Source organism: Gemmatimonadaceae bacterium, assembly GCA_040882285.1.
GTDB lineage: Bacteria > Gemmatimonadota > Gemmatimonadetes > Gemmatimonadales > Gemmatimonadaceae > JACDCY01.
In genome coordinates this window covers 60,781-87,373 of sequence record JBBEBQ010000019.1, presented here as the reverse complement: position 1 = coordinate 87,373, position 26,593 = coordinate 60,781, and the positions used below count along the sequence as shown (strand labels likewise).

Annotated in this window: 25 protein-coding genes and 2 pseudogenes; 5 read left to right on the top strand and 22 right to left on the bottom strand. The window is 66.6% G+C overall.

The genetic code is table 11. The features are described 5' to 3' along the window. Window positions 1–6: 6 nt before the first annotated feature. The 9 genes from ribH to WEA80_11065 are packed head-to-tail and all read right to left on the bottom strand — an operon-like array spanning window position 7 to window position 8,473. Window positions 7–486, bottom strand: coding sequence for a 6,7-dimethyl-8-ribityllumazine synthase (gene ribH / locus WEA80_11105; GenBank protein MEX1187126.1), 480 nt, complete (start codon window positions 484–486; stop codon window positions 7–9). Beyond that, window positions 487–1,692, bottom strand: a complete 1,206-nt coding sequence (locus tag WEA80_11100; protein ID MEX1187125.1) for a bifunctional 3,4-dihydroxy-2-butanone-4-phosphate synthase/GTP cyclohydrolase II — start codon at window positions 1,690–1,692, stop codon at window positions 487–489. A gap of 10 nt (window positions 1,693–1,702) precedes the next feature. After that, complete coding sequence (locus WEA80_11095) at window positions 1,703–2,311, bottom strand: riboflavin synthase (GenBank protein ID MEX1187124.1); 609 nt, start codon at window positions 2,309–2,311, stop codon at window positions 1,703–1,705. Beyond that, window positions 2,311–3,405: a bifunctional diaminohydroxyphosphoribosylaminopyrimidine deaminase/5-amino-6-(5-phosphoribosylamino)uracil reductase RibD gene (gene ribD / locus WEA80_11090; protein ID MEX1187123.1), complete on the bottom strand. Its 1,095-nt coding sequence runs from the start codon at window positions 3,403–3,405 to the stop codon at window positions 2,311–2,313. The genes WEA80_11095 and ribD overlap by 1 nt, the downstream gene beginning before the upstream one ends. A 4-nt stretch (window positions 3,406–3,409) precedes the next feature. Continuing rightward, window positions 3,410–4,435, bottom strand: coding sequence for a hypothetical protein (locus WEA80_11085; protein ID MEX1187122.1), 1,026 nt, complete (start codon window positions 4,433–4,435; stop codon window positions 3,410–3,412). Window positions 4,436–4,469: 34 nt separating this feature from the next. Further along, the gene (gene purM, locus WEA80_11080; protein ID MEX1187121.1) at window positions 4,470–5,495 is read right to left on the bottom strand and encodes a phosphoribosylformylglycinamidine cyclo-ligase; all 1,026 of its coding nucleotides are present in this window, start codon (window positions 5,493–5,495) and stop codon (window positions 4,470–4,472) included. A gap of 13 nt (window positions 5,496–5,508) precedes the next feature. Further along, entirely contained in the window at window positions 5,509–6,423 is a 915-nt protein-coding gene (locus tag WEA80_11075; protein ID MEX1187120.1) for a PfkB family carbohydrate kinase, read from the bottom strand. Next, window positions 6,420–8,045 (bottom strand): arginine--tRNA ligase, encoded by a 1,626-nt coding sequence (gene argS / locus WEA80_11070; GenBank protein ID MEX1187119.1) that lies wholly within the window; start codon window positions 8,043–8,045, stop codon window positions 6,420–6,422. Before argS ends, WEA80_11075 begins: the two co-directional genes overlap by 4 nt. After that, window positions 8,042–8,473: a zinc ribbon domain-containing protein gene (locus tag WEA80_11065; GenBank protein MEX1187118.1), complete on the bottom strand. Its 432-nt coding sequence runs from the start codon at window positions 8,471–8,473 to the stop codon at window positions 8,042–8,044. Before WEA80_11065 ends, argS begins: the two co-directional genes overlap by 4 nt. 294 nt (window positions 8,474–8,767) lie before the next feature. Here WEA80_11065 and WEA80_11060 point away from each other — a divergent pair. Both WEA80_11060 and WEA80_11055 read left to right on the top strand, forming a co-directional pair. Continuing rightward, window positions 8,768–8,880: pseudogene (locus tag WEA80_11060) on the top strand (integrase core domain-containing protein). Between the two features lie 1,653 nt (window positions 8,881–10,533). Next, window positions 10,534–10,767, top strand: a pseudogene (locus WEA80_11055) (inositol monophosphatase family protein). A 157-nt stretch (window positions 10,768–10,924) separates the two neighbouring features. Here the strand turns inward: WEA80_11055 and WEA80_11050 are convergent. From WEA80_11050 to WEA80_11035, 4 genes are all read right to left on the bottom strand, one after another. Next, on the bottom strand, window positions 10,925–11,149 hold the full coding sequence (locus WEA80_11050; protein ID MEX1187117.1) for a hypothetical protein: 225 nt from the start codon (window positions 11,147–11,149) through the stop codon (window positions 10,925–10,927). Window positions 11,150–11,236: 87 nt separating this feature from the next. Further along, window positions 11,237–11,866, bottom strand: coding sequence for a hypothetical protein (locus WEA80_11045; GenBank protein ID MEX1187116.1), 630 nt, complete (start codon window positions 11,864–11,866; stop codon window positions 11,237–11,239). Window positions 11,867–12,199: 333 nt separating this feature from the next. Beyond that, on the bottom strand, window positions 12,200–13,126 hold the full coding sequence (locus WEA80_11040) for a hypothetical protein (GenBank protein ID MEX1187115.1): 927 nt from the start codon (window positions 13,124–13,126) through the stop codon (window positions 12,200–12,202). Window positions 13,127–13,231: 105 nt separating this feature from the next. Beyond that, complete coding sequence (locus WEA80_11035) at window positions 13,232–14,248, bottom strand: IS3 family transposase (protein MEX1187114.1); 1,017 nt, start codon at window positions 14,246–14,248, stop codon at window positions 13,232–13,234. Window positions 14,249–14,396: 148 nt separating this feature from the next. On the opposite strand from WEA80_11035, the gene WEA80_11030 reads away from it, so the two are divergent. Both WEA80_11030 and WEA80_11025 read left to right on the top strand, forming a co-directional pair. Beyond that, window positions 14,397–15,281, top strand: a complete 885-nt coding sequence (locus WEA80_11030) for an alpha/beta fold hydrolase (protein ID MEX1187113.1) — start codon at window positions 14,397–14,399, stop codon at window positions 15,279–15,281. A 422-nt stretch (window positions 15,282–15,703) separates the two neighbouring features. Further along, complete coding sequence (locus WEA80_11025; protein MEX1187112.1) at window positions 15,704–15,925, top strand: hypothetical protein; 222 nt, start codon at window positions 15,704–15,706, stop codon at window positions 15,923–15,925. A gap of 11 nt (window positions 15,926–15,936) precedes the next feature. Here the strand turns inward: WEA80_11025 and WEA80_11020 are convergent, their stop codons facing one another. The 5 genes from WEA80_11020 to WEA80_11000 form a co-directional block, all read right to left on the bottom strand. Beyond that, window positions 15,937–16,359 (bottom strand): type II toxin-antitoxin system VapC family toxin, encoded by a 423-nt coding sequence (locus WEA80_11020; protein ID MEX1187111.1) that lies wholly within the window; start codon window positions 16,357–16,359, stop codon window positions 15,937–15,939. Next, window positions 16,347–16,625 (bottom strand): hypothetical protein, encoded by a 279-nt coding sequence (locus tag WEA80_11015; GenBank protein ID MEX1187110.1) that lies wholly within the window; start codon window positions 16,623–16,625, stop codon window positions 16,347–16,349. The genes WEA80_11020 and WEA80_11015 overlap by 13 nt, the downstream gene beginning before the upstream one ends. 70 nt (window positions 16,626–16,695) lie before the next feature. Then, window positions 16,696–18,000 carry a magnesium transporter gene (locus WEA80_11010; GenBank protein MEX1187109.1) on the bottom strand — a complete coding sequence of 435 codons (1,305 nt, stop codon included), beginning with the start codon at window positions 17,998–18,000 and terminating at the stop codon, window positions 16,696–16,698. Beyond that, window positions 17,990–18,862 carry a CBS domain-containing protein gene (locus tag WEA80_11005; protein ID MEX1187108.1) on the bottom strand — a complete coding sequence of 291 codons (873 nt, stop codon included), beginning with the start codon at window positions 18,860–18,862 and terminating at the stop codon, window positions 17,990–17,992. The genes WEA80_11010 and WEA80_11005 overlap by 11 nt, the downstream gene beginning before the upstream one ends. Further along, window positions 18,859–19,689 carry a mechanosensitive ion channel domain-containing protein gene (locus WEA80_11000; GenBank protein MEX1187107.1) on the bottom strand — a complete coding sequence of 277 codons (831 nt, stop codon included), beginning with the start codon at window positions 19,687–19,689 and terminating at the stop codon, window positions 18,859–18,861. The genes WEA80_11005 and WEA80_11000 overlap by 4 nt, the downstream gene beginning before the upstream one ends. Window positions 19,690–19,930: 241 nt before the next feature. On the opposite strand from WEA80_11000, the gene WEA80_10995 reads away from it, so the two are divergent. Then, the gene (locus tag WEA80_10995) at window positions 19,931–21,535 is read left to right on the top strand and encodes a mechanosensitive ion channel domain-containing protein (GenBank protein ID MEX1187106.1); all 1,605 of its coding nucleotides are present in this window, start codon (window positions 19,931–19,933) and stop codon (window positions 21,533–21,535) included. On the opposite strand, the gene WEA80_10990 is transcribed toward WEA80_10995, so the two are convergent. From WEA80_10990 to WEA80_10975, 4 genes are read right to left on the bottom strand one after another with little or no spacing between them, the layout of a single operon-like run. Further along, window positions 21,532–23,091: a methylmalonyl-CoA mutase family protein gene (locus WEA80_10990; protein MEX1187105.1), complete on the bottom strand. Its 1,560-nt coding sequence runs from the start codon at window positions 23,089–23,091 to the stop codon at window positions 21,532–21,534. The genes WEA80_10995 and WEA80_10990 overlap by 4 nt on opposite strands. Window positions 23,092–23,117: 26 nt before the next feature. After that, a complete protein-coding gene (gene fbp / locus WEA80_10985) occupies window positions 23,118–24,149 on the bottom strand; it encodes a class 1 fructose-bisphosphatase (GenBank protein MEX1187104.1) in 1,032 nt (343 codons plus the stop codon). Then, entirely contained in the window at window positions 24,150–24,527 is a 378-nt protein-coding gene (locus tag WEA80_10980) for a DUF4157 domain-containing protein (GenBank protein ID MEX1187103.1), read from the bottom strand. Next, on the bottom strand, window positions 24,527–26,542 hold the full coding sequence (locus tag WEA80_10975; protein ID MEX1187102.1) for a DNA internalization-related competence protein ComEC/Rec2: 2,016 nt from the start codon (window positions 26,540–26,542) through the stop codon (window positions 24,527–24,529). The genes WEA80_10980 and WEA80_10975 overlap by 1 nt, the downstream gene beginning before the upstream one ends. Window positions 26,543–26,593 lie beyond the last annotated feature (51 nt).

Sequence of the window (26,593 nt, the reverse complement as noted above, 5' to 3'; positions counted from 1 at the left end):
CGGGTCTCAATCCGCATCGAGCGGATGCAGGCGATCGAGCAGGTCCGCCATCTCGAGCGCCGCGAGCGCGGCCTCGCGCCCCTTGTTGGCGTCGCCGGAACCCGCGCGGGCTTCGGCCTGCTCGTCCGTGTCGCAGGTGAGCAGAGCGTATCCCACCGGTATGTCCGAGTCAGCCGTCAGCTGCGCGAGCGACTGAGCGACGGCCGCGCACAGGTGGTCGAAATTGGGAGTCTCGCCGCGGATCAGCGCGCCGACTACGACCACGGCGTCGTAGGTATCCGCGCCCATGGCGGCGCGCAGCGCGGTCGGCAGCTCCCACGCGCCGGGAACCCAGACGAGATCGATGTCGGCCGCGGCCACGCCGTGCTCGACGAGCGCGCTCATGGCTCCGTCAGCCAGCTTGCGCGTAACTTCCGTGTTGAACCGGCTGGCTACGACCGCTACGCGGCGGTTGTCGCCGCGCGGCGTACCCGCAAATTCAGCCATTCAGGAAGCTAGAAGATGTCCGAGCTTGGAGCGCTTCGCTTCCAGATAGCCGGAGTTTTCCTCGGTCGTCGCCGGGACGATCGCGACCCGGTCCTTCACGTGCAAGCCGTATCCCTCGAGCCCGACGAGCTTGCGCGGGTTGTTCGTAAGGGGGCGGATCGACTTGAGGCCGAGGTCGAGCAGGATCTGCGCGCCGATTCCGTAGTTGCGGAGGTCCGGCTTGAAGCCGAGCCGCTCGTTGGCTTCGACGGTATCGGCGCCGGCGTCCTGCAGCTCGTACGCCTGGAGCTTGTTGAGCAGGCCGATCCCGCGCCCTTCCTGATCGAGATACACCACCACGCCGCGGCCCGCGTCCTCGATCATCTTCATCGCCGTGTGCAGCTGCCAGCCGCAGTCGCAGCGGAGCGAGTGGAACACGTCGCCCGTGAGACAGCGCGAATGCATGCGCACCAGCACTCCCTCGCCGTCCTGCACGTCGCCGTGCACCAGCGCGACGTGCTCGTGCTGATCCACGTCGTTGCGGTAGCCGACGATCCGCCAGAGCCCCATCTCGGTCGGCAGCCGCGCCTCGGCCACGCGGTGCACCAGCCGCTCCTTCTGCAGCCGGTACGCCACCAGCTGCGCCACGGTGATGAACGTCAGCCCGTGCTCAGTAGAGAACTTCAGCAGCTCGTCGCGGCGCATCGAGGAGCCGTCCTCCGTGAGTATCTCGCAGATCACGCCGGCGGGATACAGCCCCGCGAGTCGCGCGAGATCCACGGCAGCTTCGGTGTGTCCGACGCGCTGGAGCACGCCGCCGTCGCGGGCGCGCAGCGGGAAGACGTGCCCCGGACGGCGCAGCTCGGTCGGCATCGTGGCGGGATCCACCGCGACCTGGATCGTCTTGGCGCGGTCGTACGCGCTGATCCCCGTCGTCACGCCGAACCGAGGCGACGCGTCGATGCTGACGGTGAACGCGGTCCGGTGCTCGTCGGTGTTCTCGCGGCTCACCTGCGGCAGCGCGAGCTGGTCGGCGCGGTCGCCCGTGATCGCCAGGCAGATCAGCCCGCCGGCGCGCTTGATCATGAAGTTCACGGTCTCGGCCGTGACCAGCTGGGCCGCGCAGATGAGGTCGCCTTCGTTCTCGCGATCCTCGTCGTCCGCGACCACGATCATCCTGCCCTTGCTGATTTCCTCGATTGCCTGCTCGACCGTGCCGAAGCTCATGGCCCGTAATCTACGGGATATCGGCCCCGGAACGGTACGGCGCCACCATTCTCTGCACGTATTTGGCTATAACGTCCGCCTCGACGTGCACGCGGTCGCCCGGGCGGAGGTCGCCGAGGGTGGTGTGGGACCGGGTGAATTCCACGATCGAGAGCTGCGCGGTACCCGGCGCCGGCAGGTCGTTGACGGTCAGACTCACGCCGTCGATCGTGATCGAGCCCAGCGGCACCACCAGCTCCGCGACCGCGGGCGGGAGCGCGACGTCGAGCAGCAGCGCGTCGCCCGATTCCTCGCGGGCGGTGATCTCGCCGACGGCGTCCACGTGACCCTGCACGATGTGCCCGCCGAGCCGGCTGTCGGCGCGCATGGCGCGCTCGAGATTCACGCGCCGGCCGGCCGGCCACTCGCCGATGGTCGTGCGGGGCAGCGTGGACGACACCGCGGCCACGGTGAATTTGCCACCGCCGGCTTCCCGAACGGTGAGGCACGCGCCGTTGACCGCGACGCTCTCTCCGGGCGCGAGATCGCCGTACGGCGATTCGATCGTGACCTCCCGTCCGGCATCCGTGGTGCGCACCGAGACGATGGTGCCGGTCGCGTCCACCAGGCCCGTGAACATCAGCGCCGCGCCGTGTCGTACACGGTCATGACGTCGTCGCCGATGGTGCGCCGCGAGACGATGCGCATGTTGCCGAGCTCCCGCGCGCGGGCGGCCGTGAGCCCGCCGAAGCCGGCGAGCGCGCCGTCGCCGAGCAGCAGCGGCGCCTGAAAGATCACCAGCCGGTCCACCAGCTTCTGCTCGAGCAATTGACCCGCGAGGCCCGCCCCGCCTTCGACCAGCAGTGAGTGCACGTTGCGCGCACGCAGCTTCTCGAGCGCGTCGGCGTGGGACTTGGACGGAATGATCTCTACGCCCTGCGACTTGAGCGGCTCGAGCTGCGCGCCCACGACGCTCGCCATGATGAGAGTCGGGACCTGCCGCGCGGTGCGGACGACCTTGGCCGTGGCGGGAGTGCGCAGCTCGCGGTCGAAGATCACGCGCAGCGGCGCGCGGCGCGGCGCCTCCGCGAAGCGGACCGTCAGCTCCGGATCGTCGGACAGCACCGTGCCCGCGCCCACCGCTATCGCGTCGAAGCCCGCGCGCAGATGGTGCACCTCGCGGCGCGATTCCTCGCCGGTGAGCCAGTGCTGCTCGCGAGCGCGCGTGCCGATCGCGCCGTCGATGCTGACCGCGAGCTTCAGCACTACCCACGGCCGGCTCGACCGCACGGCGTTGAAGAACGGCGCGTTCAGCTCGATCGCGCCGTCCGCCTCCACGCCGAACCGGACGTCGATCCCCTGGGCCCGGAGCAGCTCGGCCCCGCCGCGCGCCGGGGGAGTGGGATCGCGCACCGCGGCGACGACGCGCGCGATCCCCGCCCGGATGATCGCGTCCGTGCACGGCGGAGTCTGCCCGCGATGCGCGCACGGCTCGAGCGTGACGTACAGCGTCGCGCCCCGCGCCTTCTCGCCAGCGGCCTCGAGCGCTACGGTCTCGGCGTGCGCCTCGCCGTACGCCGCGTGCCAGCCTTCGCCGACGACGGCGTCACCGCTGACGACAACGGCGCCGACCATCGGGTTCGGCGCCGTGTTGCCCCAGCCTTTTCCGGCCAGCTCGAGCGCCCGGCGCATGAAGGCGCTGTCGCGCGCTTCATGGCCGGACGCCTCGCTCATACGCTCAGAAGCCGAATCTGATTCCAATCGAGCCGTAGGTTCGGGAATCGTCGGCCTTGCTGCCGTCGAACTGGTTGTACGTCTCCACGTCGCCCCCCGACACCTGTCCGATCTCGCCCACGAGCTTGAAGAACGGGAGGTTCATCGACAGATCGAGAAACATCGTCGTCCTCGACAGCTTCTGTTCGATGTCGATCGGTCCGGCCGTGACCGCCGGAGTCGGTGGAACGGTGCGCGACGCGACGCGCGCCGAGATCGTCGTGCTCGACTCGTACCGGTCTTTGCCGAAGCCCGCGGCCGCGCCGAACATGAAGAAGCTCTTGCTCGCCATGACGCGCCACGACGTGGTCTGAATGTCGAGGTCGCGCACCTGCAGGCTGTCGCTCTGAGCGCGCGCGGTCATGTGGATCTTGGGAAGGTCGCGCCGCAGATAGCTGACGGACACGCCGGGAACCAGCAGCGATTCCTGCAGCAGCCCGAGGCGCGCGCCGAAGCCGAACTTGATCGAGCTGCCGTCCACTTCGACCTTGATGTTGTCGGCCTCGAACTCCGGCAGGTACGACGCGCTCACCAGCAGGTCGAGCCCGCCGATGCTGGTGATCCCGAGCGGGAGACCGCCGAACAGTCCCAGCGCCAGGTCGGCCGTGGGCATGGGGATGATCTGGCTCTCCAGCGGGTACGTGCTGCGCACCGCGCCCTGCACCGACAGCGGAACGTCCTGGATCTGCGGCAACTTGCCCATCACCGCGTTCACCCGAACTCCGATGCTGAAGTGGCCGAGGCCGCCGGTCGGGCCGCCCTGCCCCAGCGTCGGCGCGCCGCCCGCGACCGCGGTGCCGAGCTGCGGCGCCATGTAGCGGAAGAGATCGATGGCCTTCTGACACGCGTCCTGCGTGGCACGCTGCTGGTCGGGAATGCCGAACGAGTCGGTTGATCCCGGCGGACACTGCGCGTCCGGATTGGCCTGCTGCGCCGCGACGGGCGCGGCCAGCACTGCGGAAGCAAGTACGACTGACACGAACTTTCTCATGGATTCCTCTATTCTCTAATTGATTGTTTTTTTGTCAGGACAGGAGCACCTGTCCCGACCCCGCGCGGATCTCTCCCGCGACCCACGCGTTCACACCCTCGGCGGCAACCGCCGCCAGCACGGCGTCGACATCCGACGGACTCGCCAGGACCATCATACCGACGCCCATGTTAAAAGTTCGAAACATCTCCCGACGGTCTGACACCGCCGCGCGCGAGAGAGTCTCGAATACATCAGGCACCTCCCAGCTCTTCGTTTCCACCACTGCGTCCAGCCCCGGCGGTAGCGCGCGCTCGAGATTGCCCGGAATTCCGCCGCCGGTGATGTGCGCCAGCGCGTGCACCCGCGTCAGCACCGGCGCCAGCGTCCGCAGATACGACCGGTGCACCCGCAGCAGCACGTCCGCGACCGATTCTTCCGACCCCGGATACTTGTCGGTCACCGCAAGGCCGAGCCGGTCGAACAGCACGCTTCGGACCAGCGAGTAGCCGTTCGTGTGAAAGCCCGAGCTCGCGAGCGCGATCACGGCATCACCCTCCCGCACTCTGGCGGCGCCGAGCACCGCGTCCTCTTCCACGGCGCCCACGATGAAGCCCGCTAGATCGTAGTCCGGCGGCGTGTACAGTCCCGGCATCTCCGCTGTCTCGCCCCCGACCAGCGCGCAGCCGTTCTCGCGGCAGCCCGCCGCGACGCCGGCTACGACCGCCTCGGCGACGGCCGCGTCGAGCTTGCCGAACGCAACGTAGTCGAGAAAGAAGAGCGGCGTCGCGCCCTGCACGAGAATGTCGTTCACGCAGTGATTGACGAGATCGTGTCCGATCGTGTCGTGCCGTCCCGCTTCGATCGCGACCTTGATCTTCGTGCCCACGCCGTCGGCGCTCGACACCAGAATCGGCGAGCGCATTCCGGAAGGCATGCGGAACATCCCGCCGAAGCCGCCGAACGCGCCGAGCACGCCGTCGGTGCGGGTGGACTCGACGAGCGACTTGAGCCGGTGCTTCGCGTCGTCGGCGACCTCGAGATCGACGCCCGCCGCGCGATAGTCGAGAGCGCGTGTCACGTCGGAGCGGCCGTCATTCCAGCTCTTCCTCGAACGCGACCAGCTTGCGGAAGTCTTGAATGCGGCACGCGAGATCGTCGCGCGTCACCTCGAGCAGCCGGTCGATCGAGAACTTCTCCACGGCGAACGAGCCCATCGCCGAGCCGTAGATCACCGCGCGCCGCATGTTGCCTTCGGAGAGGTCGCCGGTCTTCGCGAGGTAGCCGATGAATCCGCCGGCGAAGGAATCGCCCGCGCCGGTCGGGTCGAAGACGCTCTCCAGCGGGTACGCCGGGGCGAAGAAGATCGTGTCCTCGGTGAACATGAACGCGCCGTGCTCTCCCTTCTTGATGATGACGTGCCTGGGGCCCTGCGCCATGATCCAGCGCGCGGCCTGCACCAGGTTCGCCTTCTCCGAGAGCTGCCGCGCCTCGCCGTCGTTCACGGTGATCAGGTCCACGTGCTTCAGCAGCTCCATCAGCTCCGGGCGCCGGCTCTCGATCCAGAAGTTCATGGTGTCGCAGGCGACAAGCTTCGGCTTGTTCACCTGCTGGAGCACGTCCAGCTGGAGGCGCGGGTCGATGTTCGCGAGAAACACGAACGGCGCCGACCTGAAGGCCTCGGGGATCTTGGGGCTGAAGCGCGAGAACACTCCGAGGTGCGTCTCGAGCGTCTCCGCCGCATTGAGATCGTGCCGGTAGCGCCCTCTCCAGCGGAACGATGCTCCTTCGGCCTGCTCGAGACCGCTGAGATCCACCCCGCGCGCGGTGAGCGCCGCGAGCTTGTCGACGGGGTAGTCGTCGCCCACTACGCCGACGAGCTGCACCGGAGTCAACAGGCTCGCGGCCGCGGAGAAGAACGTCCCCGATCCGCCGAGCACGTCGTCGGCCCTTCCGAACGGCGTCTCCACGGAATCCAGCGCCACGGATCCGACTACGAGTACGGTCACATTCTCTCCGGTGCGGTTATTCCGAGCGCGGACAATCCATTTGCCAGGACGATCTGCGCGGCGCGCGCGAGCACGAGCCGCGCGCGCATCAGGGGCGGCTCCTGGCCGAGCACGTGGTGCTTGTGATACCACAGGTGCGCGAGCCGCGCCGTCTCCAGAAGGTAACCGGCCAGGCGCTGCGGTTCGAGCGCGGCCGCCGAGCCGGCGAGCTCGGCGGGGTAGTCCTCGAGCGCCTTGATGAGCTGCTGCTCCTCCGCCTCCGTGAGCAGCGAGAGGTCGGCGTTGGCCGTTTCCGTGGCAATCCCCTGCTCGGCGCCGACGCGGAAGATCCCGCACATCCGCGCGTGCGCCATCTGGATGTAGTACACGGGGTTTTCCTCCGACTGCGAGCGCGCGAGATCGACGTCGAAGATCAGCGGTGAGTCGCCCTTCCGCATGAGGAAGAAGTAGCGGACGGCATCGCGCCCGACTTCGTCGATGAGATCGCGCACCGTGACGTAGCTGCCGGCGCGCTTGGAGATCTTCACCTCCTCGCCGCCACGCGTCACCGTCACCATCTGGTGCAGCACGTACTCCGGGTAGCCAGCGGGAATTCCGATTCCGAGCGCCTGCAGCCCGGCGCGCACCCGCGTCGCCGTGCTGTGGTGATCGGCGCCCTGCACGTCGATGGCGCGGTGGAACCCGCGCTCCCACTTGGTGACGTGGTACGCGACGTCGGGGACGAAGTACGTGTATGTGCCGTCGCTCTTCCGCATAACGCGATCCTTGTCGTCTCCGTAGTCGGTCGTGCGGAGCCAGAGCGCGCCTTCATGGTCGTAAGTCTTGCCGGAGCTGGTCAGCGCTTCGACGGTCCTGTCCACCTTGCCGCTGTCGTACAGCGACGATTCGAGGTAGTACGTGTCGAACTCGACGCCGAAAGCCGCGAGATCGAGATCCTGCTCACGCCGAAGCTCGGTGACCGAGTGCGCGCGGAGCGACTCGAGGTCGTCCGCCTCGCCGCTGTAGGAGGCCGCGATCTCGCGAATGTACTCGCCGTGGTAGCCGCCTTCGGGGATCTGCGCATGCGCGCCCTTCGATTCGAGCAGCCGCGCGCGCACGCTGGCCGCGAGGTTCTCGATCTGCACTCCGGCGTCATTGTAGTAGTACTCCCGCGATACGTCCCAGCCAGTGTGCTCGAGCAGCGTCGCGATCGCGTCGCCGAGCGCGGCCTGGCGGCCGTGGCCGACGTGCAATGGACCAGTCGGATTCGCGGAGACGAACTCGACGTTCACCCGTTCGCCCTTGCCGACGTCCGCGCGGCCGTAGCTCCCGCCCGCTTCGATGATTTCGCCCGCGACCGACGCGATGACATCGGGACGGAGCCGGAAGTTGAGAAAGCCCGGCCCCGCGACATCGATGGATGCGACACCGGCGCCCCCGGCGCGGAACCGCTCGCGGATCTTCTCCGCGATGTCGCGCGGTTTCTGCTTGAGCGGGCGCGCGAGGATCATCGCGACGTTGCTCGCCCAGTCGCCGTGCGCGGCGTCACGCGGCCGCTCGAGGATCACGTCCGTCCCTTCCGGCGCGCCGAGCTCCCGCGCGATCCGGCCGAGCTCGGCGCGAATCGCGTCGGCGGGTTTCATTCGCTGGTTTTCGGGGACTTGGTGGAGCTGCTCTTGTCGGACTTGGCGGTCGAAGCCGTGGTCGCCGACGCCGAGGCCGCGGATTCTTTGGATGATTTGGAGTCGCCGCCTTTCGAGTCGCTGACTCTGGACTCACCCGATTTGGAATCGCCGCTTTTTGACTCGCCCGATTTGGAATCGCCGGATTTGGACTCGCCGGCCGTCGCCACCGCGCCTTCACCCTCGCCCGAGGAAGGTTTCTGGCCCGCGCGGCCGTAGTCCGTGAGATAGAATCCCGATCCTTTGAACACCAAGCCCGCGCCGCCGGACATCTGCCGCGTAGCAGGCTTGCCGCACTGAGCGCACGCGAGCTCGAGCGGAGCCTCGCTCATTTTAAGGAAGCGATCGAAGGTATGTCCCGCTTCGCAGCGGAATTCGTAAGTGGGCATCGTTGCAGGACTTGGGAGGGACGAGCTGAGGGAAGTTATCCAAGCTCGCGGAGCCGTTCAAGGCGACGGAGCCGACTGCGTATGGATGCGTTGCTCATTTGGGCGCCAGCCAGGACTCCACCCTCAAGCCAGGTACTCGTCCAAACTCTCGCAGGTTCGCCGTGACTATCCTGAGGCCGTGGGCCACGCATGTCGCAGCGAGCCACAGGTCATGCGGCCCGATCGAAGTCCCCTTCGCTTTGGAGTTTCGCCCAAAGTTCGGCTCCAAGCTCTTCAGTCTTGGCTCGCCGTACTCGAACGACTCGCCATGCCTTCACCGAGAGCTTCAACGGCCGGCTGCGGGCGAGTGACTGAACCAGCACTGGTTTCTCACGCTCGCCGATGCCCGCCGCACCGTCGAGAGCTGGCCTATCGTCCTCCATGCGCTCCTCACGGAAAATAGCCTGCGAGGTTTTCGCAAGGATTCTGCGCTCGCGCGGCTGGGTCGAGACCCATAAGGTCTTGTCGAAGCGGGGTTTGAAGTAGGCGCTATCTCTGCAGGAACTCCGTGATGCTGCAGAACGCTTGCAAGGATTCGTGTTTCTCCGCAGGATATGTAGTCCAGATAATCAATAGTTAGCCTGACAACATGCTCCGCATACCAAACCCAGTTTCAGATCCCGAAGTATTCGTACGCGTTTTCGTTCAACTGCATTCATCGCTGAGTGGCACGACGGACTTTGGGCTGGACGACATTTCGTCCGCGATGATCAGCCGTGGAAACGTCACATCGCAGGGTGCGATGGGAGCGGAGGCATTACGGCGCTCAACGCGCGCCGACCGCAGTCGTGATCCACTCTACAATCAGTCAAAAATGTACGCCGAGCTGTTTCGCTCGCTCGGTTGGCTGCACTCGACAACCTCGAGCCTTCGTTTCCGGTTCACATCGCTTGGGGCCCGAGTCACTCAAGAGGCGACTCAGCGCAGTCTCGTACGCGAGTGCCTACTTGGGATGTCCTTTCCTTCGGAGGCAATTGCGGTTCAGAGTTCACAATCCATTCGACCGTTCGCGTGCATTCTCCGCACGATGAACGCGCTGCGCACTCTTACGCGCGACGAGATGATGGCGGGCCCGCTCAGCATTGATGACGATTCTGATTCCGACGCGTTTGAATCGATGGTTGCTCGGCTTCGCGACTGCAGGAAGCACGCCGACCGTTTGGATAAATGGCTTGCCGCCATTGCGAAACGGAGAGGAATCTCGCGCCGTCCCACAATGGAGAACTACACACGCTTCCCCATTGGTGTTCTCGGTCGGTCGGGCTGGTGTGTGAAGTCTCGAGGCCAACTTGTGATTACAGAGTCCGACAAACTGGCCGCCGAGTCAATCGCTTCCACGGCGGACTGGCGACTTTCCGACTTCGAGGAACTCCCTCCAGATGTGAAGGCTCCCTTCCTGCGGTGGACGTACCATTTGATGCTCGATCGGGCGGGACTCGATGTCTCAAATCGTCGCGAACAGATGAGCCTCGACTCGCAAGAGCTTGCCGCCGCAACGCCGCGAAGCGTAAGGAATGCATATTTCTCCCCATTTCAACAACTTTCATTCGAAACGCTCTCAAGATACGTCCCTGAGTTGCTTGCTGAGGCACCGGTGGCCCGTACGCCTACCTCGCCTTCCATTGCTCCCTTAGTCTCATCCACAGCGCGCAGGGTCGCGGAGTACCACGATCTGACCCCGCAACTCACCCAGCGAACCGGCCCGGCACCGGCGTCAGTCTTTGCCGCAGAGCTGACACAGTTGACTGCCACACTAGGGGGCAGTGATGCGGCGGCCTCTCGTATCCACGTAGAGGTGGGGTCATACAATCGAGACCAATTCTACCCACTCGTCGGGGACGTTCTGCGTCTGCTTGGCTTGGACTGCCAGGTATCGCGCGGCGGACAGAATTACAATCGTGCTGATGCAATGATTGTCGACAGAGCACAGTCCCTTCCGATCGAGATTAAGTCGCCGGGTGAGGAAACGGAGGTGTCTGTGAAGGCAATTCGCCAAGCATTGGAAAACAAGATCCCGCCGGGCCGGTTCGGCGGCGCTGGACCTGGCGGACGTGGCGGCGGGGCGCTTCGACGGATTCTGGGAGCTGCACCTGGCGCCCTGGGACATGGCGGCCGGTCTGCTGCTGATCCGGGAAGCGGGGGGAGTCGTCACCGACGGGGAGGGAGAGGAGAGGACCCCGCGGCACGGCGCCGTCGTGGCCGGCAACCCGGCAATGCATGCATGGTTGCTGGAGGTGGTGAAGGACACCATGTAGGGGCGCCCCTTGGTGCGCCCCTTATGGCGGTGGCCTACGCTCCGACCGCGACCTGTTCAGGGAATGTCGGGAGGATTCGCGACGTCTTGATCGGGAGGAGCGGGAGGCACTCGTACCCACGCCGTGCAGCCGTGAGACTCCGTCCAGGCCGGATGCCCTACCCGACGCGCGCAGCCAGGAACCCCCGGGTGACACCGCCCATCACGTACGTGCCGACCACGTCTCCACGGGCGTTTACGCCGAACGCCCGCGTGGCGGCGGCGCCCGGAAAATCGATCGTGGTGGGGCCGGCCTCGTTCCAGATGAAGCCGTGGAAGCCGGCCCCGTCTCGAAAGACGCCCACGATGTCACCACGCGGGTTCACGTCCCAGGCCGCGGTCATGGTGGCACCCGGCACCAGCAATGGCGTGAAGACCCCATTGTCAATGATGTGACCCTCGGTGCGAGCCGGCGAGACGCCAGTGTTGGTTTAGAGCCCGACGATGCGGCTCAGGTCGGGCGTGGCGCCGTTGTGCATGGAGGCGTACGCGTTGATTTCACCGCTGCCGCCCTGGGCGTTGATCACGATGCCTCTCATGGTGCTCGTCGTGTTCTCATCGTGACGACAGCCCAGGATGGTGCCATCGGGCAGGATGCGCTGCAGGATCTCGTAGTCGTGCCCGACATAGTGCACGGCCGTGAACTCGCCCTGCGCATCCCTGCGGAACCCGTGAAACGCGACCCCGGGTTCGCCCGCGGCGGCGAAGTTGCCCACCAGTTCCCCATTCGGTCCGATGCCGCGCAGGTCGGTGTGGTACGCCCCGGGGTAGTCGATGGTGGTGAACGTGGTGCTACCGTTCATGAGGAACCCGTGCCGGCGACCATCGGCGGTGACGTACCAGCCGACGACCTGTCCCGCGGCGTTGATACCCTGGGCCGAGGTGGCCGTGGCACCGGGTACGGCGATGCTGGTGAAGCTGAACGTCGGTTCGGCGCGCCTCAAAGAGGGACCGAAACCCTCCTGGGACGGCCCCGCCGGCGAGGTGTCTGAACAGCCGGCCAGCACCGCCGCGGCCAAGAGGCCCAGTCCCAGTGTGCGATGATACAGAGTGCCTGACATGATCCAACCTCCCGGTGTGAGCGGCAACGACCGCTCGTGATGCCCCACAACCATCGGTAGGGGCTGCTCACTGGTAGACGCGGAATCCCGACGCCAACGGGGCCACCCGGTCTTGTTCTCCCCCAACGCGGGGCGTACGTTCGACCATGCAGGTGCCGCGAGCCTCTCCCCGCGCCGGGTGAAGCCACTCCTCCAGGTGATGAGGCCGTGGCAGCCGCCCGGAGTTGGTCACGCGTCAAGGCTCTGTTCCTCGAGGCGATCGATCAGCCCGAGACCCGGCGGGGCGAGTTCCTCGTGCGGGCCTGTGCCGGCGCCGATGCGCTTCGTTTCCGGTCAGTTCCTCCTGCCACTCGACGGGGTGCGGGTGGTCTGGAACAGGTCGACACTGCCGTTGCGGTTGGAGTTGAAGTACAGTGTCATCCCATCCCACGAGATCGCCGAACGTCCTTCCGCAACCGAGCTGTTCACCGCAGGGCCCAGGTTCACGGGCGTGCGCCAGGGGTCCGAGGTGCGCTCACGCGTGGCATGCCAGAGGTCGAGGAGCCCGAGCGTTCCCAGACGGTCGGAGGAAAAGAAGATTTCCAGTCCATCCTTGGACAGCGAAGCGAACTGCTCCTGGGACGGGGTGTTGAGCCCCGCAGCGGGTACCGGAGCAGCGAAGGTGCCGTCACGGGTTTGACCGCTGACATACAGATCGTGCCCGCCGGCACCGCCGGTGCGAATCGAATTGAAGTACAGCACCGTCCTGCCGTTCTCCTCGTACCAGCCGGGGCCGAACTCGTCGGCGGAGGAGTTCACCGTCGAAAGGTTCACCGCCGGTTCCCATTCGAGGTCGCTCCGGTTGTCGTGGCGGTGTGCCACCCAGAGGTCGAGACCCCCGACCCCACCGGGGCGGTTGCTGACCAAGATCAGCTCTTTGCCGTCCTGCGACAGGAGGGGGCACTGTTCATTGGCCGCCGTGTTGATCTTTGACCCCAGGTTGACCGGTGTGCCCCACTGCTTGGCTGCCGCATCCCAGTACGAGATGTAGAGATCCAGGCCGCCCTCTCCGCCGGCTCGGTTGGAGGCGAACACCAGGACATGCTCGGAGCGGGTGACGAAGGGACAGCCCTCGGTGGCAGGCGTATTGAGGCCAACGAAAGGCGCATCTGTAGCCTCCGTCCATGGTGATGTGTTCGACCGGATCATCTGCAACGCCAGGTCATCGGGTGCAACGAGGGTCTGCGGCGTTTCCGCGCAGGCGGTCACGAGCAGGGCCACGAGTACTGCGGAACACAGGTGTCTCATCTGGTTTCTCCGGGGGTCTTTGAAGGTGAGTTTGGCGGCTAGTGTGGTGAGTGTCAAGATAGTTGGCGCCGGTGGTCATCACTGGCAGGGTTCTGCCGTGGATGGTGGATTCAGAAGTACTGTGTTGATTGGCGTCCAGTTGCGCGTGTGGCGCGTCCAGCGTTCCGGTCGCCGCTGCCGTGCTTGTTGGTACAGCGTGTGACGTGCCGCGAGGAGTGCGACATCGTGCCCGGTGTGACGCTGCGTCGGCGTGACGAATCGGATGGCACTGTGCCGATGCTCCGTGTTGTACCACTCGACGAAGCGGGTCACCCACTGGCTTGCCGCGGTACGATCGACAAACGGCGCACGGGGATAGCTCGGCGCCTGCTTGAGGGTTCGGAAGAGCGCTTCGGAATACGGATTGTCGTTGCACACGTGCGGCCGGCTGAAGGAGGGCACGATGCCTAACCACTGGAGTGTGGCGATCATCGTGTTCCCTCGCATCGGCTTCCCATTGTCCGCGTGCAGCACCAGCCCTCGCGTATCGACGCCAGTCTCCTCGCAGATCTGCCGGATGAGTGCCGCGGCTTCGGTGGCGCCTTCTCGCGCATGGATTGTGGCCCCGACAATCTGGCGGCTCCAGACATCGACGACGAGGTACAGGTAGAGAAAGCGTCCGCGCACCGTCGTTGGCAGGTACGTAATGTCCCACGTCCACACCTGATTAGCGCCGGTCGCTCGGTGAACACTCGACGCGCGCGTGACGTGCGTGGATGCCCTTTGGCGTCGCTGGCGCCGGAGCTGCCAGCGGCGCTGCAGTCGGTACATCGTCGATTCGGACGCGAGATAGATCCCCTCATCCGCCAGGCGCGGGACCAGCTGCTTGGGCGAAAGCTGCCCATGCTCAGCGCTCGTCATCACAGCCAGGACGCGGCCCTCCTCGACCTTCGTGAGCGCGTTGCCGGGTCGATGACGAGGTCCGCGTCGCTGATCCGTCCGCGTCGGGTGTTGCCGCCACCGCTCAATCGTACGCGGCGAGATGCCGATCACGGCGCACGCCGGGCGAAGACGGGCGCCGGTCCGTTGGGCCTCCGCCAACGCCGCGAGGATCATCCCTCGGTCTCCGCCACCGTGTCGACGCCCTCGACCTCCCACAGGGCGGTCATCTTTTTTCTCATTTCTAGGACGTTAGGCCGCGATTCCAAGTACAACGGGCATATGAGGGGTGGCGTTGACAGCTAGAGTTCTCAGGCGATTCGTCATGGGCATGCTCGTCTGGCCGGCCATACTGTACGCCCAGACCGAGCCGATGCAACTGGCGAACGTGGGAGAAAAGCCAGTGGCGTACCACGTGTTGGGTCACGGCACGGCCACGCCGCTGCTCCTGATAAATGGCGGTCCGGGGTACGCCCACGGCTTCCTCCATTTCGGCAACAGCGTCTGGGAGCGAATCGCGGGGGCCCGACGGGTCGTGTTCTTCGATCAGCCCGGCACAGGACAGTCGTGGGCCGTGGGGCCGAACGACAGCCTCGTCGTCGGGGACATCCTTCGGAGCATCGAGGCGATTCGCCAGGCCCTTGGCGTGCCGCGGATCGCCGTGCTTGGTCACTCATGGGGCGGCTACGTTGCACTGGCGTACGCCCGTCGCTATCCCGATCACGTTGATCGCGTTCTCCTCGTCGGCTCGGTCTCGTCGCCGAAAATCGCCACAACTGAATTCCTATTTGGCGCGCTGTTCCCGGAGCGTATTGCCGCCCAGGAGGGCCTGAGCGCCGACAATCCGGGCGACGTGCAGATGTATATACGCGGGCAACTCGCCATGTCCTTTTACTCATCCGAGGTTCGCGACCGCGTTCTCGCCGAGCTCGGGGTGACCGTTTACAACGCCCGACAGGATGTACTGTTGTGGAAGGACGTGGAAGCCCACGGTTTGACGGCAGAGGATCTGAAACGTCTCAGTATGCCAGTCTTGGTAACAACGGGCCGCTTCGATGCAAACGTCGCGCCCCGCACAGCGTGGCGGATTCACCAGGCCATCCCTGGATCACAGTTCCTGGTCTGGGAACGTAGCGGCCACTTTCCGATGATCGAAGAGCCCGATGCATTCTTCGCAGTCGTGGATCGGTTCCTACGGAGCGGCCAATGAACCTCGCGCGGCCTAACCAGCGATTGGAGCCGTCGGCGTTCGGCCATCGGGGCAGCATCCGAGCTTCGTTCCGCCGCGGCTCAATCGCAGTACGTTAGACCGCGGTGTCTTCGGTGAGGTATCCATGAGCACTGAAGGGATGCCTGGTGTGCCGCCTACCTTCAATCGCTGGGTCAAGGCCACGACGCTCGGCTGGCTTATCGGCTTGGTCTTGGTCGTCGTGTTGGCGATTGCCTGGGACCAATTCGGCGGCGGGGCCCAGTTCATGGTCGGGGTCGGGATGGGAGCTGGGGTTGGGTTCATGCAGGCTCGCGTGTTAGGCGAGTGGGTTGAGCCGACCCGACGTTGGGTTTGGACGACGACCATCGGCATGGGGCTACCCTTCCGTTGCCGCGATTGTCCGCGGCGCCTCTGGCGCTCGCGTGGAACCGGCACCGGTGACCGTGACGGCCGTCGCGGCACCCATGCGGGACAGGAAGGGAGTGCTCGCCGCCGTGGTGCTGTACACCATCCTGGGAGGAGGCCACAGCTGGCCCGGCGGAGGGCGGCAACCCCGGTGGTTTTTGGGGCGCACCAGCGACGGCGTGGACGCGACGAGCGAGATGTGGGAGTTCTTTCGCGAGCACACGCTGAACACAAACTGACGCGCCGATTCTTATCGTTGGCGCGTGTCCATCACCCATGATTCGATCGCGAGTCCCGGCACGCGCCGGAACTCCCGCGCGTTGGCGGTGACGAGCAGCAGCCCGTGCGCGATGCACGCCGCCGCGAGCCAGAGATCGTGCGGACCGATCATCTTCCCCGTAGACGCGAGCTCGGCCCAAAGCTGAGCGTGTGCCCGCGCGGTCGGCAGATCCACCGCAAGCAGCGGGAAACGCGACAGCACCGCTTCGACGAACGCCGAGCGCCGGGCCCGGATGTCGGCGGACTTCGCGCGATGCACTCCGTGGAGCAGCTCGCTCGCCGTAACGACCGACAGAAAGAATTCCTCATCCTCCCGGCCCACTAGTCCTTGCTCGATTTCGCTCCGGCTGCGTTCGAACGCGATCAGTACGGATGCGTCAATCAGGACTCCCATGTGTCCCGGATCGGAGCGCCCGCCAGTTCCGAGCGCGCGGCGGAGATGTCCGCCGAGAAATCCTTTGCCTCCGCATCACCCAGCGATGGAAGCGCAGCGAGCAGATACGGCAGATCGCCGAGGCGGCGGCCGGCTACGACAGGGGAGAGCTCGGCGACGGGCTTATTTCCGCGGACGAGCGTGAAGCTCTCGCCACGATATGCCACGCGATTGATGTACTCCGCGAAGTTGCGAACCGCTTCGCTTACGAAGAGCTTTCTGGGCATAGGTTCTCCTTACATAAAATCATAATATATGATTTTATGTACCCAGGCAAGCGCATTATACGGCAGGCCGCTACAACGTCCCCGCCAATAAGGTGGCAATCCCGAGGAAGCTCGCGAAGCCGACGATATCGGTAACCGTGGTGAGGATGATGGACGACGACTGGGCCGGATCCTGCCCCATCATGGTCAGCGTGGAGGGCACCAGTACGCCGGCGATCCCCGCCGCTACCATGGACAGTACCATGGACGTGCCGATCACCAGCGCGAGCCCCACCGACCTGCTCCACACGAACACGCCCGCCGCGGTCGTGAGCGAGACGGCGATTCCATTGATCAGCGCGACGCTCGCCTCCTTGCGCACGACGCGCGGCCACTGGCCGATACGAATCTCGTGCATGGCGAGCCCGCGCATGGTGACGGCCAGCGCCTGCGCGCCGGTGTTCCCGGACTGACCGGCCACCACCGGGAGCAGCACGGCCAGCGCGGTGAATCGCGCGATCGTCCCCTCGAACAGTCCGACTACCGCCGCGGCGAGAAACGCGGTCGCGAGATTGATCTCCAGCCAGGGCAGCCGCTTCTTTACGGCAAAAAACACCGGCGAGAGCGCGCGCTCCTGCCGGCTCACGCCCACCATCGCCTGAATGTCGCCGGCCACGTCCTCCTGCGCCGTGATCGCCAGCGTGTCGTAGCGAATCACGCCGATCAGCCGCCCCTCGAAGTCCACCACCGGGACGCTCGAGAGTCGTCCCTTGTTGAAGTGCTCGACGACCTCTTCCTGGGGATCGATCGCCTGGACCGCGATGGCCGGACGCACGAGCGTTTCGACCAGAACGTCAGGAGCTGCGACCGCCAGGAGCTGCAGCGGGGCGGTCCCGACGAGACTCCCTTCCTCATCCGTGACGAACACATCGGCTACCCGTTGTGTCCGCCCCGCGCGCACGCGCGCGAGCGCCTGTTGAACCGTGGTGCCGGGTTTGAATCCGACGGCGCGCGGGTCCATGAGCCGCCCCGCAGTCTCCGGCGGATATTCCGACATCATCCGCAGTTCGCGCGCGAGCGGCGGATCGAGGAGCTGCACCAGCTCGGCTCGCGGCTCGTCGTCAATCCAGCCGAGGATCGCGACGGCGCGCACCGGATCTATCTTCGTCAGTACGTCGCGCCGCGCCTCGCTCGGGATTTCGTCCAGCACCTCGGCGGCGACGTCAGCGGAGAGGTGCTCCAAAAGTTGAGCCGCATGCCGGGCCGGCTGGGTGCGCACCAGGCGAGCGATCTCCGCGGCGGGAAGCTTCTCGAGGTCCCGCGACGCTTCGTCGGGGAACTCGCGCACGAACGTCCGCGCCAGCCTGGCGAATCCCGCGGCGGCGTCAGCGCTCATCGGGCACCTCGCGGCCGGTCGCCAGTGGACGGCCGGGGTCCTCCCCCGCCGACGCGGTGGCGACGATCCCCGCCACGAAACCGGTGGTGCCGAGCTGGAACAGCTCCGCCAGCGCGCCTGCCGTGACGTGCGCGGGATCCGGCCTGCGACCCGACGCCTCGCGCTCGAGCCTGCGCAGAGTCTGGTAGCGCACGGCGCCAAGCAGCCGCTCCTGCTCGTCCACAACGGGCAACGCGTGAAAGCTCTGCCAGCCGGGGTGGTCCCGCACCTGCGCCACCGGCAGCCACACGCTCAGGCGATTCACGTCGCGATGCATCGCGGCGCTTACGGGATGGCGCGCCCGCGCGAGCATCAGCTCCGGGATATCGAGCACGCCCACCAAGCGGTGCTCGCGATCGACGACATAAAGGTAGTACAACAGCTCGCGCGCGGAGCGGGCCAGGCGCGCACGGGCGTCCGCGACGAGCACGTCGTCCGGGAGATAAAAGACGGAGGGGTCCATGACGGCGCCGGCCGTCCCCTCCGGGTACGACAGCACGCGGACGATCTGGTCGCGCACATCGGCGGGGAGCGCGGCGAGCAGCGCCTCGCGCGACCCTGGTTCCATCGCGCGGACTACGCCGGTCACGTCGTCGGGCGTCAGCTCCGTGACTATCGCAGCCGCGTCCCCGGGCGCGAGCCGCCCGAGACAGTCGGCTGCGTACGGCACCGTCATGTCGCGCACCACTCTCGCGGCCGCGTCCGCGGGAACCGCGTGCAGCACCGCGGCGGCGGCGGGAGCCGGCGTCTGCTCGAGCGTCATCGCCGCGCGCGCCGGGTGCGACTCCAGGAACGCACGACCGAGACGGTCCTCAGCGATCACTGCGGGTCCCTCTTCGCCAGCAGAGTGGATGTCATCTCCGCGAACTGCTTGGCGGGGACGATCATTCGGCCTTCCGGCACGTCGAGAATGACCGTCGTCGCCGTGAGCTCCGCGATCTTCCCCTCTACGCCGCCGATCCGCACTGTCTGCCCGACCTCGAACGCCTGCCGGAGATAGTGCGAACCGATGATGTTGCTGATCGCGGTACGGGCTCCGAGCCCGAAGGCCAGCGCGAACCCGCCAAGCAGCGCCGCGAGCGCGACGGAGAAGATCGCGGTGAGCAGCGCGATGTCCACGCCGAGCTCGGCGATGGCGATGACCACCGCTGCGGTCACGACCGCGACGCGCACCATCTGCGCGAGACCGGAGCCGAACGACGTGCCGGCGCCCGCCGCTGTGGCGGCGACCGCTCCGCGGGCCAGGTTCCCCATCACGATGCCTGCCACGAGGATCAGCACCGCCGCGAACACGCGCGGGATGAACAGCGACAGGCTGTTCACGACGGAGCTGAGCAGCGCGATTCCCAGCGCGTCCGCAGCGGTCGCGACGAAGAAGAGGAGCACGACCCAGAACACGACCGTGCCGACGACATCCGAGGCCCGGCGCTCGCGGGCGACGCCGCCCAGCGAGATGCGGAACGCGCGCACAGGCACCGCGCGCTCGATGGCGGCCATGATCCGCACGGCAACCATGCGGAGGAGGAACGCCAGCGCGACGCCGACGCCCAGCAGCACGAGGGCGGTGATCAGCCGGGGCTGATTGGTCGCGAACCAGTCGCCGATCCCGGAAATGGATCGCTGAACGTCCGTGGTGAGTTCGGTCTGCATCATTTACTCCTTGATCCGGCGATCGCGATCGGGGCAGAATGGAGACAGGCGGCCAGCGCAGTGCGAGTTCCAGCCCATAATGTGCCCTGCACTCCCAGTCACGCCACCTCCAGACCGCGCAGGGGGTCAGTCTCGCGACGGTAACCCGAGATTGCGAAGTCGCAACAACATGGTCAGCCGACCCCCCGCTTCAGGCCGGGTGCCGGTTGCCCGCACCGACGCAGCACGTTATCGTCGCGCCATGGCTCCGATGGCGTTCCTCTGCGCGGTGGCGTTCGCCTTGAGCGGAGCATTCTCTCCCGCCGGCGGACAAACCACGGCGGTGCCAGCCGACACGGCGGCGCTGATCGTACAGAACCGCACGATCATCGTCTTTCGCGGGCCCCTAGGCGCGAGAGATCCGCAGGAGCGAGCCGCTGCGGCCAGCGAGCGGATCCGTGCGGCAGCCAGGGCGGACGGCCCCGGCGACGTGACAATCAGGCGCGTGCCAGAAGGCGTGGTCATCTACTCGAGACTCCGCCCGCTTTTCGCAGTCACACACGCGGACGCGGACGGCCTGGCCGGCGAGACCCTCGACCAAGTCGCCGTCCAGTCAGCGCGTCGAGTGCAGGACGCGATACGGCTCGAGCGCGACCAGCGCAGCCTGGCCTACAACGCGCGCGCAGTTTTGCAGGCCGCGTTCGCAATCGCGCTGTTCGCGTTGTTCATGCGCGCGCTGGTGCTCGGTCGCCGGCGGCTGGGAGCACGCGCGGAAAGGCGCGCCTGGGCGCGGATTCAGGAGCTGCGCGTAGGAGGATACACGCTGCTGGACCGGCGCCAGATCCTGACCACCGGGCGTCGCACGTTCGACCTTGCGATCTGGGCGATCGGCCTGTTCGCTGCGTACCTGGCGCTGACGTTCATCCTGACGCGGTTCCCGTTCAGCCGGCCGTGGGGCGAAGCGCTGGGCAGCTACCTGGTCAACACGGTGGCCGAGCTGACGCTCGGCGTCGTGACCGCGATTCCGGGACTGTTCACCGTTCTCCTGATCTTCTTCGGCACGCGCTTCCTCGCCCGGCTCGTGAAAGCGCTTTTTGGAGCGATCGAAGCCGGACAGGTGTCGGTGCCATGGGCGCACCCGGACACTGCCAAGCCGACCCGGCGGCTGATCGTAGCGCTGCTCTGGGTGTTCGCCCTGGTGGTCGCATACCCGTACCTCCCCGGCAGTGACAGCAACGTGTTCAAGGGAGTGTCGGTGTTCGCCGGTCTGGTGCTCTCGCTCGGGTCGTCCGGCATCGTAAATCAGGCGATGAGCGGGCTGGTTCTCATGTACTCACGGGCGATGCGCGCCGGCGACTATGTCCACATCGGCGGCGTCGAGGGAACCGTCACCGAAGTCGGGATGCTGTCCACCAAGGTCCGCACGAACAAGCTGGAGGAGGTGACGATCCCGAACGCGCTCCTTGTCTCGCAGACAACCAAGAATTACACGCGGCTGGCCGCCGAGCAGGGCGTCATTCTGTACACGACGGTGACTATCGGGTACGACACGCCGTGGCGGCAAGTGCACGCGCTGCTCGAGCTGGCGGCGTCGCGAACGACCGGAGTTCGCTCCGAGCCGCGCCCGTTCGTCCGGCAGCTCGCGCTGTCGGATCACTATCCCGAGTACCAGCTCAACGTGTACCTGGACCGGCCCGAGACCAGGATTGACGTCCTGTCGAAGCTGCACATGAACATTCAGGACGCGTTCAACGAGTTTGGCGTGCAGATCATGTCGCCGCACTACGAGGAAGACCCGGATACACCCAAGATCGTGCGGCCCGAGCAGTGGTTCGCTCCGCCCGCCACGCGCAGCGATGAGGGCTAGCCCGGCACATACTTGCCCCACGCGCCAGCCAGGGTATCGGAGATCTCGCCGACCGACGCGCGCGCGCGCACCGCATCGATCACGAGCGGCATTAACGTGACCCGCGCCTTCCCTTCCTTGACCCTTCCGGCGGCGTCACCGAGCGCTGTTAGCGCCGCTGTCTGCGCCGCCGAGTCACGCGCGCTGCGCGCCCTCGCCAGCCGGCTGACCTGCCCTCGCTCCATCCCTGCATAATCCGGCGACGGAATGCTCAGCCCCTCACTGTCGTCGGTGAACTGATTGACCCCGACGATCACGGTCTCCCCGCCCTCCACGCGCTGCTGAAACTCGTACGCGCTGCGCGCGATCTCGTCCTGGAAGAACCCCTGCTCGATCGCCTTCGCCGACCCGCCCAGATCCTCCACCCGCTGCATCAGCGCGACCGCGCGCGCCTCCAGCTCGTTGGTGAGACTCTCGACGTAATAGCTGCCGGCGAGCGGATCCACCGTATTCGCGATCCCCGACTCGTGCGCGATGATCTGCTGCGTGCGGAGCGCGAGCGTCGCGGCCTCCGCCGTCGGCAGCGATAGCGCCTCGTCGTACCCGTTGGTGTGCAGCGACTGCGTCCCACCGAGCGTGGCCGACAGCGCCTGCATCGCAACACGCACCACGTTGTTCAGCGGCTGCTGCGCGGTGAGCGTCACGCCGCCGGTCTGCGTGTGAAACCGCAGCCTGCACCCTTCGTCGTCCGCGCCGAACCGCTCGCGCATGATCCTCGCCCACAGCCGCCGCGCGGCGCGGAACTTCGCGACCTCCTCGAACAGGTCGTTGTGCGCGGCGAAGAAGAAGGACAGTCGCCTGGCGAACGCGTTCACGTCGAGCCCGGCGGCGACGCCGTGCCGCACGTACTCCACCCCGTTCGCCAGCGTGAACGCCAGCTCCTGCACGGCCGTTGCGCCCGCCTCTCTTATATGGTAGCCGGAAATGGAAATCGGATTCCAGCCCGGCACTTCCGCCGTGCAGAAACGGAACATGTCCGCGATCAGCCGCAGGCTCGGCTCCGGCGGGTACACGTACGTCCCGCGCGCGATGTACTCCTTGAGGATGTCGTTCTGCACCGTGCCGCTCAGCTTGTCGCGCGAGATCCCGCGCTCCTCGGCGACCACGATGTACATCGCGAGCAGCGTCGAGGCCGTCGCGTTGATCGTCATCGAGGTAGAAACACGATCGAGCGGTATCTCCGCGAACAGCTCGTGCATGTCTTCGACGGTGTCGATCGCGACGCCGGCGCGGCCGACTTCGCCCAGCGCGCGCGGCGAATCCGAGTCGATCCCCATCTGCGTCGGGAGGTCGAACGCGACCGACAACCCGGTTTGCCCCGCAGCGAGCAGATGCCGGAAGCGCGCGTTGGTCTCGGCGGCGGTGCCGAACCCGGCGTACTGCCGCATCGTCCAGAGGCGGCCGCGGTACATCGTCGGCTGGACGCCGCGAGTGTACGGCCACTCGCCCGGCTCGCCTAAATCACGCTTGTACTCGAGGTCGGCGTCTTCCGGCCGGTAAACCGGCGCGACCGGAATCCCCGAAGGCGAATTACGCTCCGCGCTCAGGCCCCGACGCCCGTGAGCGCGCCGCCGAGCATGGACTCAGCCAGCTCGACGCTGGACTTGCTGCCGATGAACAGCGGCGTGCGCTGGTGCAGCTCCGTCGGCTCGATACCCATGATGCGCCGCTTGCCGTCGGACGCGGCGCCGCCAGCCTGCTCCGCGATGAACGCGAGCGGATTGGCCTCGTACAGCAAACGCAGCTTGCCCTTGGGACTCTTGCTCTGCGCCGGGTACGCGAAGATCCCGCCACCGAGCAGGTTGCGGTGGAAATCGGCGACGAGCGAGCCGACGTAGCGCGAGCTCGTGCCGTTCCGCTTCTTGCCGTCGCCCTTGCGATATCGCCGCATGAGCTCCCTGACGGTGTCGTTCCAGAGGGGCTCGTACGAATCGTTCACCGAGAGGTACCTGCCCGGATCGGGCGTGCGAATGTGCGGGTGCGACAGCAGAAACTCGCCGATCGCCGGGTCGAGCGTGAATCCGTGCACGCCCTGCCCCGTGGTATACACCATCATCGTGCTCGAGCCGTAGATCACGTACCCCGCGGCCACCTGCTGGCGACCGGGCTGCAACAGGTCTCCCATCTCGCCCTTGTTCCCGGGAGTGACCTTCAGCAGCACCGAGAATATGGTGCCCACCGGTACGTTGACGTCGATGTTGGAAGAGCCGTCGAGTGGATCGAACAGCAGCACGTACTTACCGCAGCGGAATTGCTCCGGAATCGGGATGAGACCGGGCATCTCCTCCGACGCCATCGCGCACAGACGCCCGCCGTGGTCCATCGCCTTGATGATGATGTCGTTGGCGAGCACGTCCAGCTTCTGCTGGATCTCCCCCTGGACGTTGCTGTTCTCGGTGGCGCCGAGAACGTCGGCGAGTCCGGCGTTGCGAACCTTGTTGGCGATCATCTTCGCGGCGAGCGCGAGGTCGTACAGGATGCCGGACAGCTCGCCCGTCGCCTGGGGATGGAGCCGCTCTTCCTCGATGATGTACCGGTCGATCGTGACGACCGAGGTTGCGCTGTGCTTTACCACTTAGACGTCCTTCGTAAAGGGGGCCTCGGAACCGCGCACCCTCCTGGTGGCAAACTCCCGGGCGTCCCGCTCGAAAAGATTCTCGGAATAACCGCGTCGCAGCGTTTCCCAAATGTAGCGAAATGGGAATGCCCTGCTCTCGCAAAATTGCTCGACGTGCCGAAGCTCGTGCAAGAGCAATTCCGCCGACGGCTCGATCTCGCGCGCGACGAAGATGGTGCGTCCCAGCGTCACGGCGTCCACCCGGCTGCGGCCAAGCAGCCACCCGCCTACCCGTACTGGCAGTCCCCCCGCCCGGAAGCGCGCGGCACGCAGCTCCGGATACCGGATGAGCATGTCCTGCCGCAACGAGATCGGTGTTCCGAGCAGGGCCCGCATCATCGGGGCCGCAGCTCCCACTCACCTTCGCGAGCGCGAACCCGCACCCGCCTGCCGTCGGTGGACACCACGACCGTGCCGAGCTGATCGGTGCGGTACACGGCGGCCCCCGAGCGCTCGAGCCTCTCCACCACGGCCGGGCTGGGATGGCGGTAGCTGTTGTCCTTCCCCACCGAGATCAATGCGACCCGCGGTTTCGTAGCGGAGAGAAATCTTTCCGTGGTGCTCGTCGAGCTGCCGTGATGTGCCACTTTGAGAACGTCCGCGCGAAGGTCGAGGCTGTCATTGGCGACCAGCCATTGCTCCAGCTCCTTCTCCGCGTCTCCCACAAGCAGGAATCGAACCGCGCCGAACCGGACGCGCGCGATCGTGCTCGCCTCGTTCGGGTCTGTCAGCGCACTGGCCCACGCCGAGTCCGGCGCCAGGAAGTTGACCACGACCCCGTCCACCACCAGGGAATCGCCCGGCCGTACCCGGCTCCAGCGCGTCCCCGCCGTCACGGCGCTCGCCAGGGCGGCGGCGTACGAGCCCGTCGGCGCGACGAAACCCGGGTCGTGGAAGGTTCGCGGCTTCAGCGCCCGCAGGATCGTGGAAGCGCCGCCGACGTGATCGTTGTGCGGGTGCGACAGCACGAACGCGGCGAGCTTTCCCCCGCGCCGCGCCAGGTACGGGATGATCACCGCCCGCCCGGCGTCGCCGGTGCGCCACGCGCGACCCGCGTCGAACAGGATCCAGTTGCCGCGTGTCGTGCGGAGCGCGAGCGCGTCGCCCTGGCCTACGTCCAGCATGTGCAGCTCGATCTCGCGCCGCGCGGGCGGCGGCATGAGCGGATACCAGAGCGCGCCGCCGAGCGCGAGCGCGGCGAGCAGCGCGGGCCGCGCGGTGAACCGCGCGGACGCGGCGGCTACCAGCGCGGCGATCGCCACGCAGCACAACAGCGTCGTGAGCAGCGACGGGGTCACCTGGATCGATGCGTACGGCAGGGCAGCCGTGCGTGCCGCGATCCCGTCGAAAACGTGCAGCAGCGGCAGGCAGCCGTCCGCGACGAACTGCGCCGCGCCGTCAATCGGGAACAGCATCGCCAGGAACAGCATTGGCTGGAGTATCGTGATCACCGGCGACGCGAGCACGTTCGACACGGGCCCGATCAGGCTCAGCCGCCCGAAGTACCATGCGATCAGCGGAGCGGTGACGATCGTGGCGATGATGGACGGCAATAGCTGATTCGACACGGCGAGCCGCCAACCCTCGACCTTCGGCGCGATCCACCGCCGCGTGATGCTCCCGCTCGCGGTGAGTCCCGCCATTCCGACGACGCTCAGCTGATACCCGAGCCCGAGCACGTTGCGCGGCTCGTACAGCGGAACCGCCGCGCCGAGCGCGAGCGACGCCCAGGGCGACGTCGGCCGCTGCGCGATCCTGCTCGACGCCATGACGGTGAGCATCACCGCCGAGCGCAGCGCGGGCGCGGGCGCGCCGATCACCGCAACGTACAGCCAGACGATGACGAGCGAGAGGATCGCCGCGCGCGCGCGGCCGAGCGCCATCGCCGAGAGCAGCAGCTCGACCGCGCCGGCGACAATCGCGACGTGCAGCCCGGAGATGGACAGCATGTGCACCAGCCCGGCGTCGGCGTACCGCTGGCGGACCTCGGGGCCAAGGTCCTGCTGCTCGGCGATCAGCAGCGCCTTCGCCATCGGCGCGTCGCTGCCGAACATTCGCTCGATCCGCTTCGCGGCGCCCGCGCGGACGCGCTCGAGCGCGGGAGCCGCGTCAGGACTTGCGACCGCGCGTGTGAACCGATGAATCGGCTTGGGTGGCTCGGTCAGCGCGACGGCGATCCCGCTGGCGAGCAGCGCGGCAACGGCAAACACGTAACCGCTGCGTCGCAGCAGCCCGTACAGCACCGCGGCAGCCGCCAGACCCGCGACGATTACAGTGATTCTGCGATCCGTCGCGAAGCCGGCCAGCAGCCCCGCGGCGTAGGCGACGCAGGCGGCGGCGATCAACGGCATCAAGCATGCTCATCGATCGGGCGGCTCTTAACGACAGCGGCGTCTTGCAAT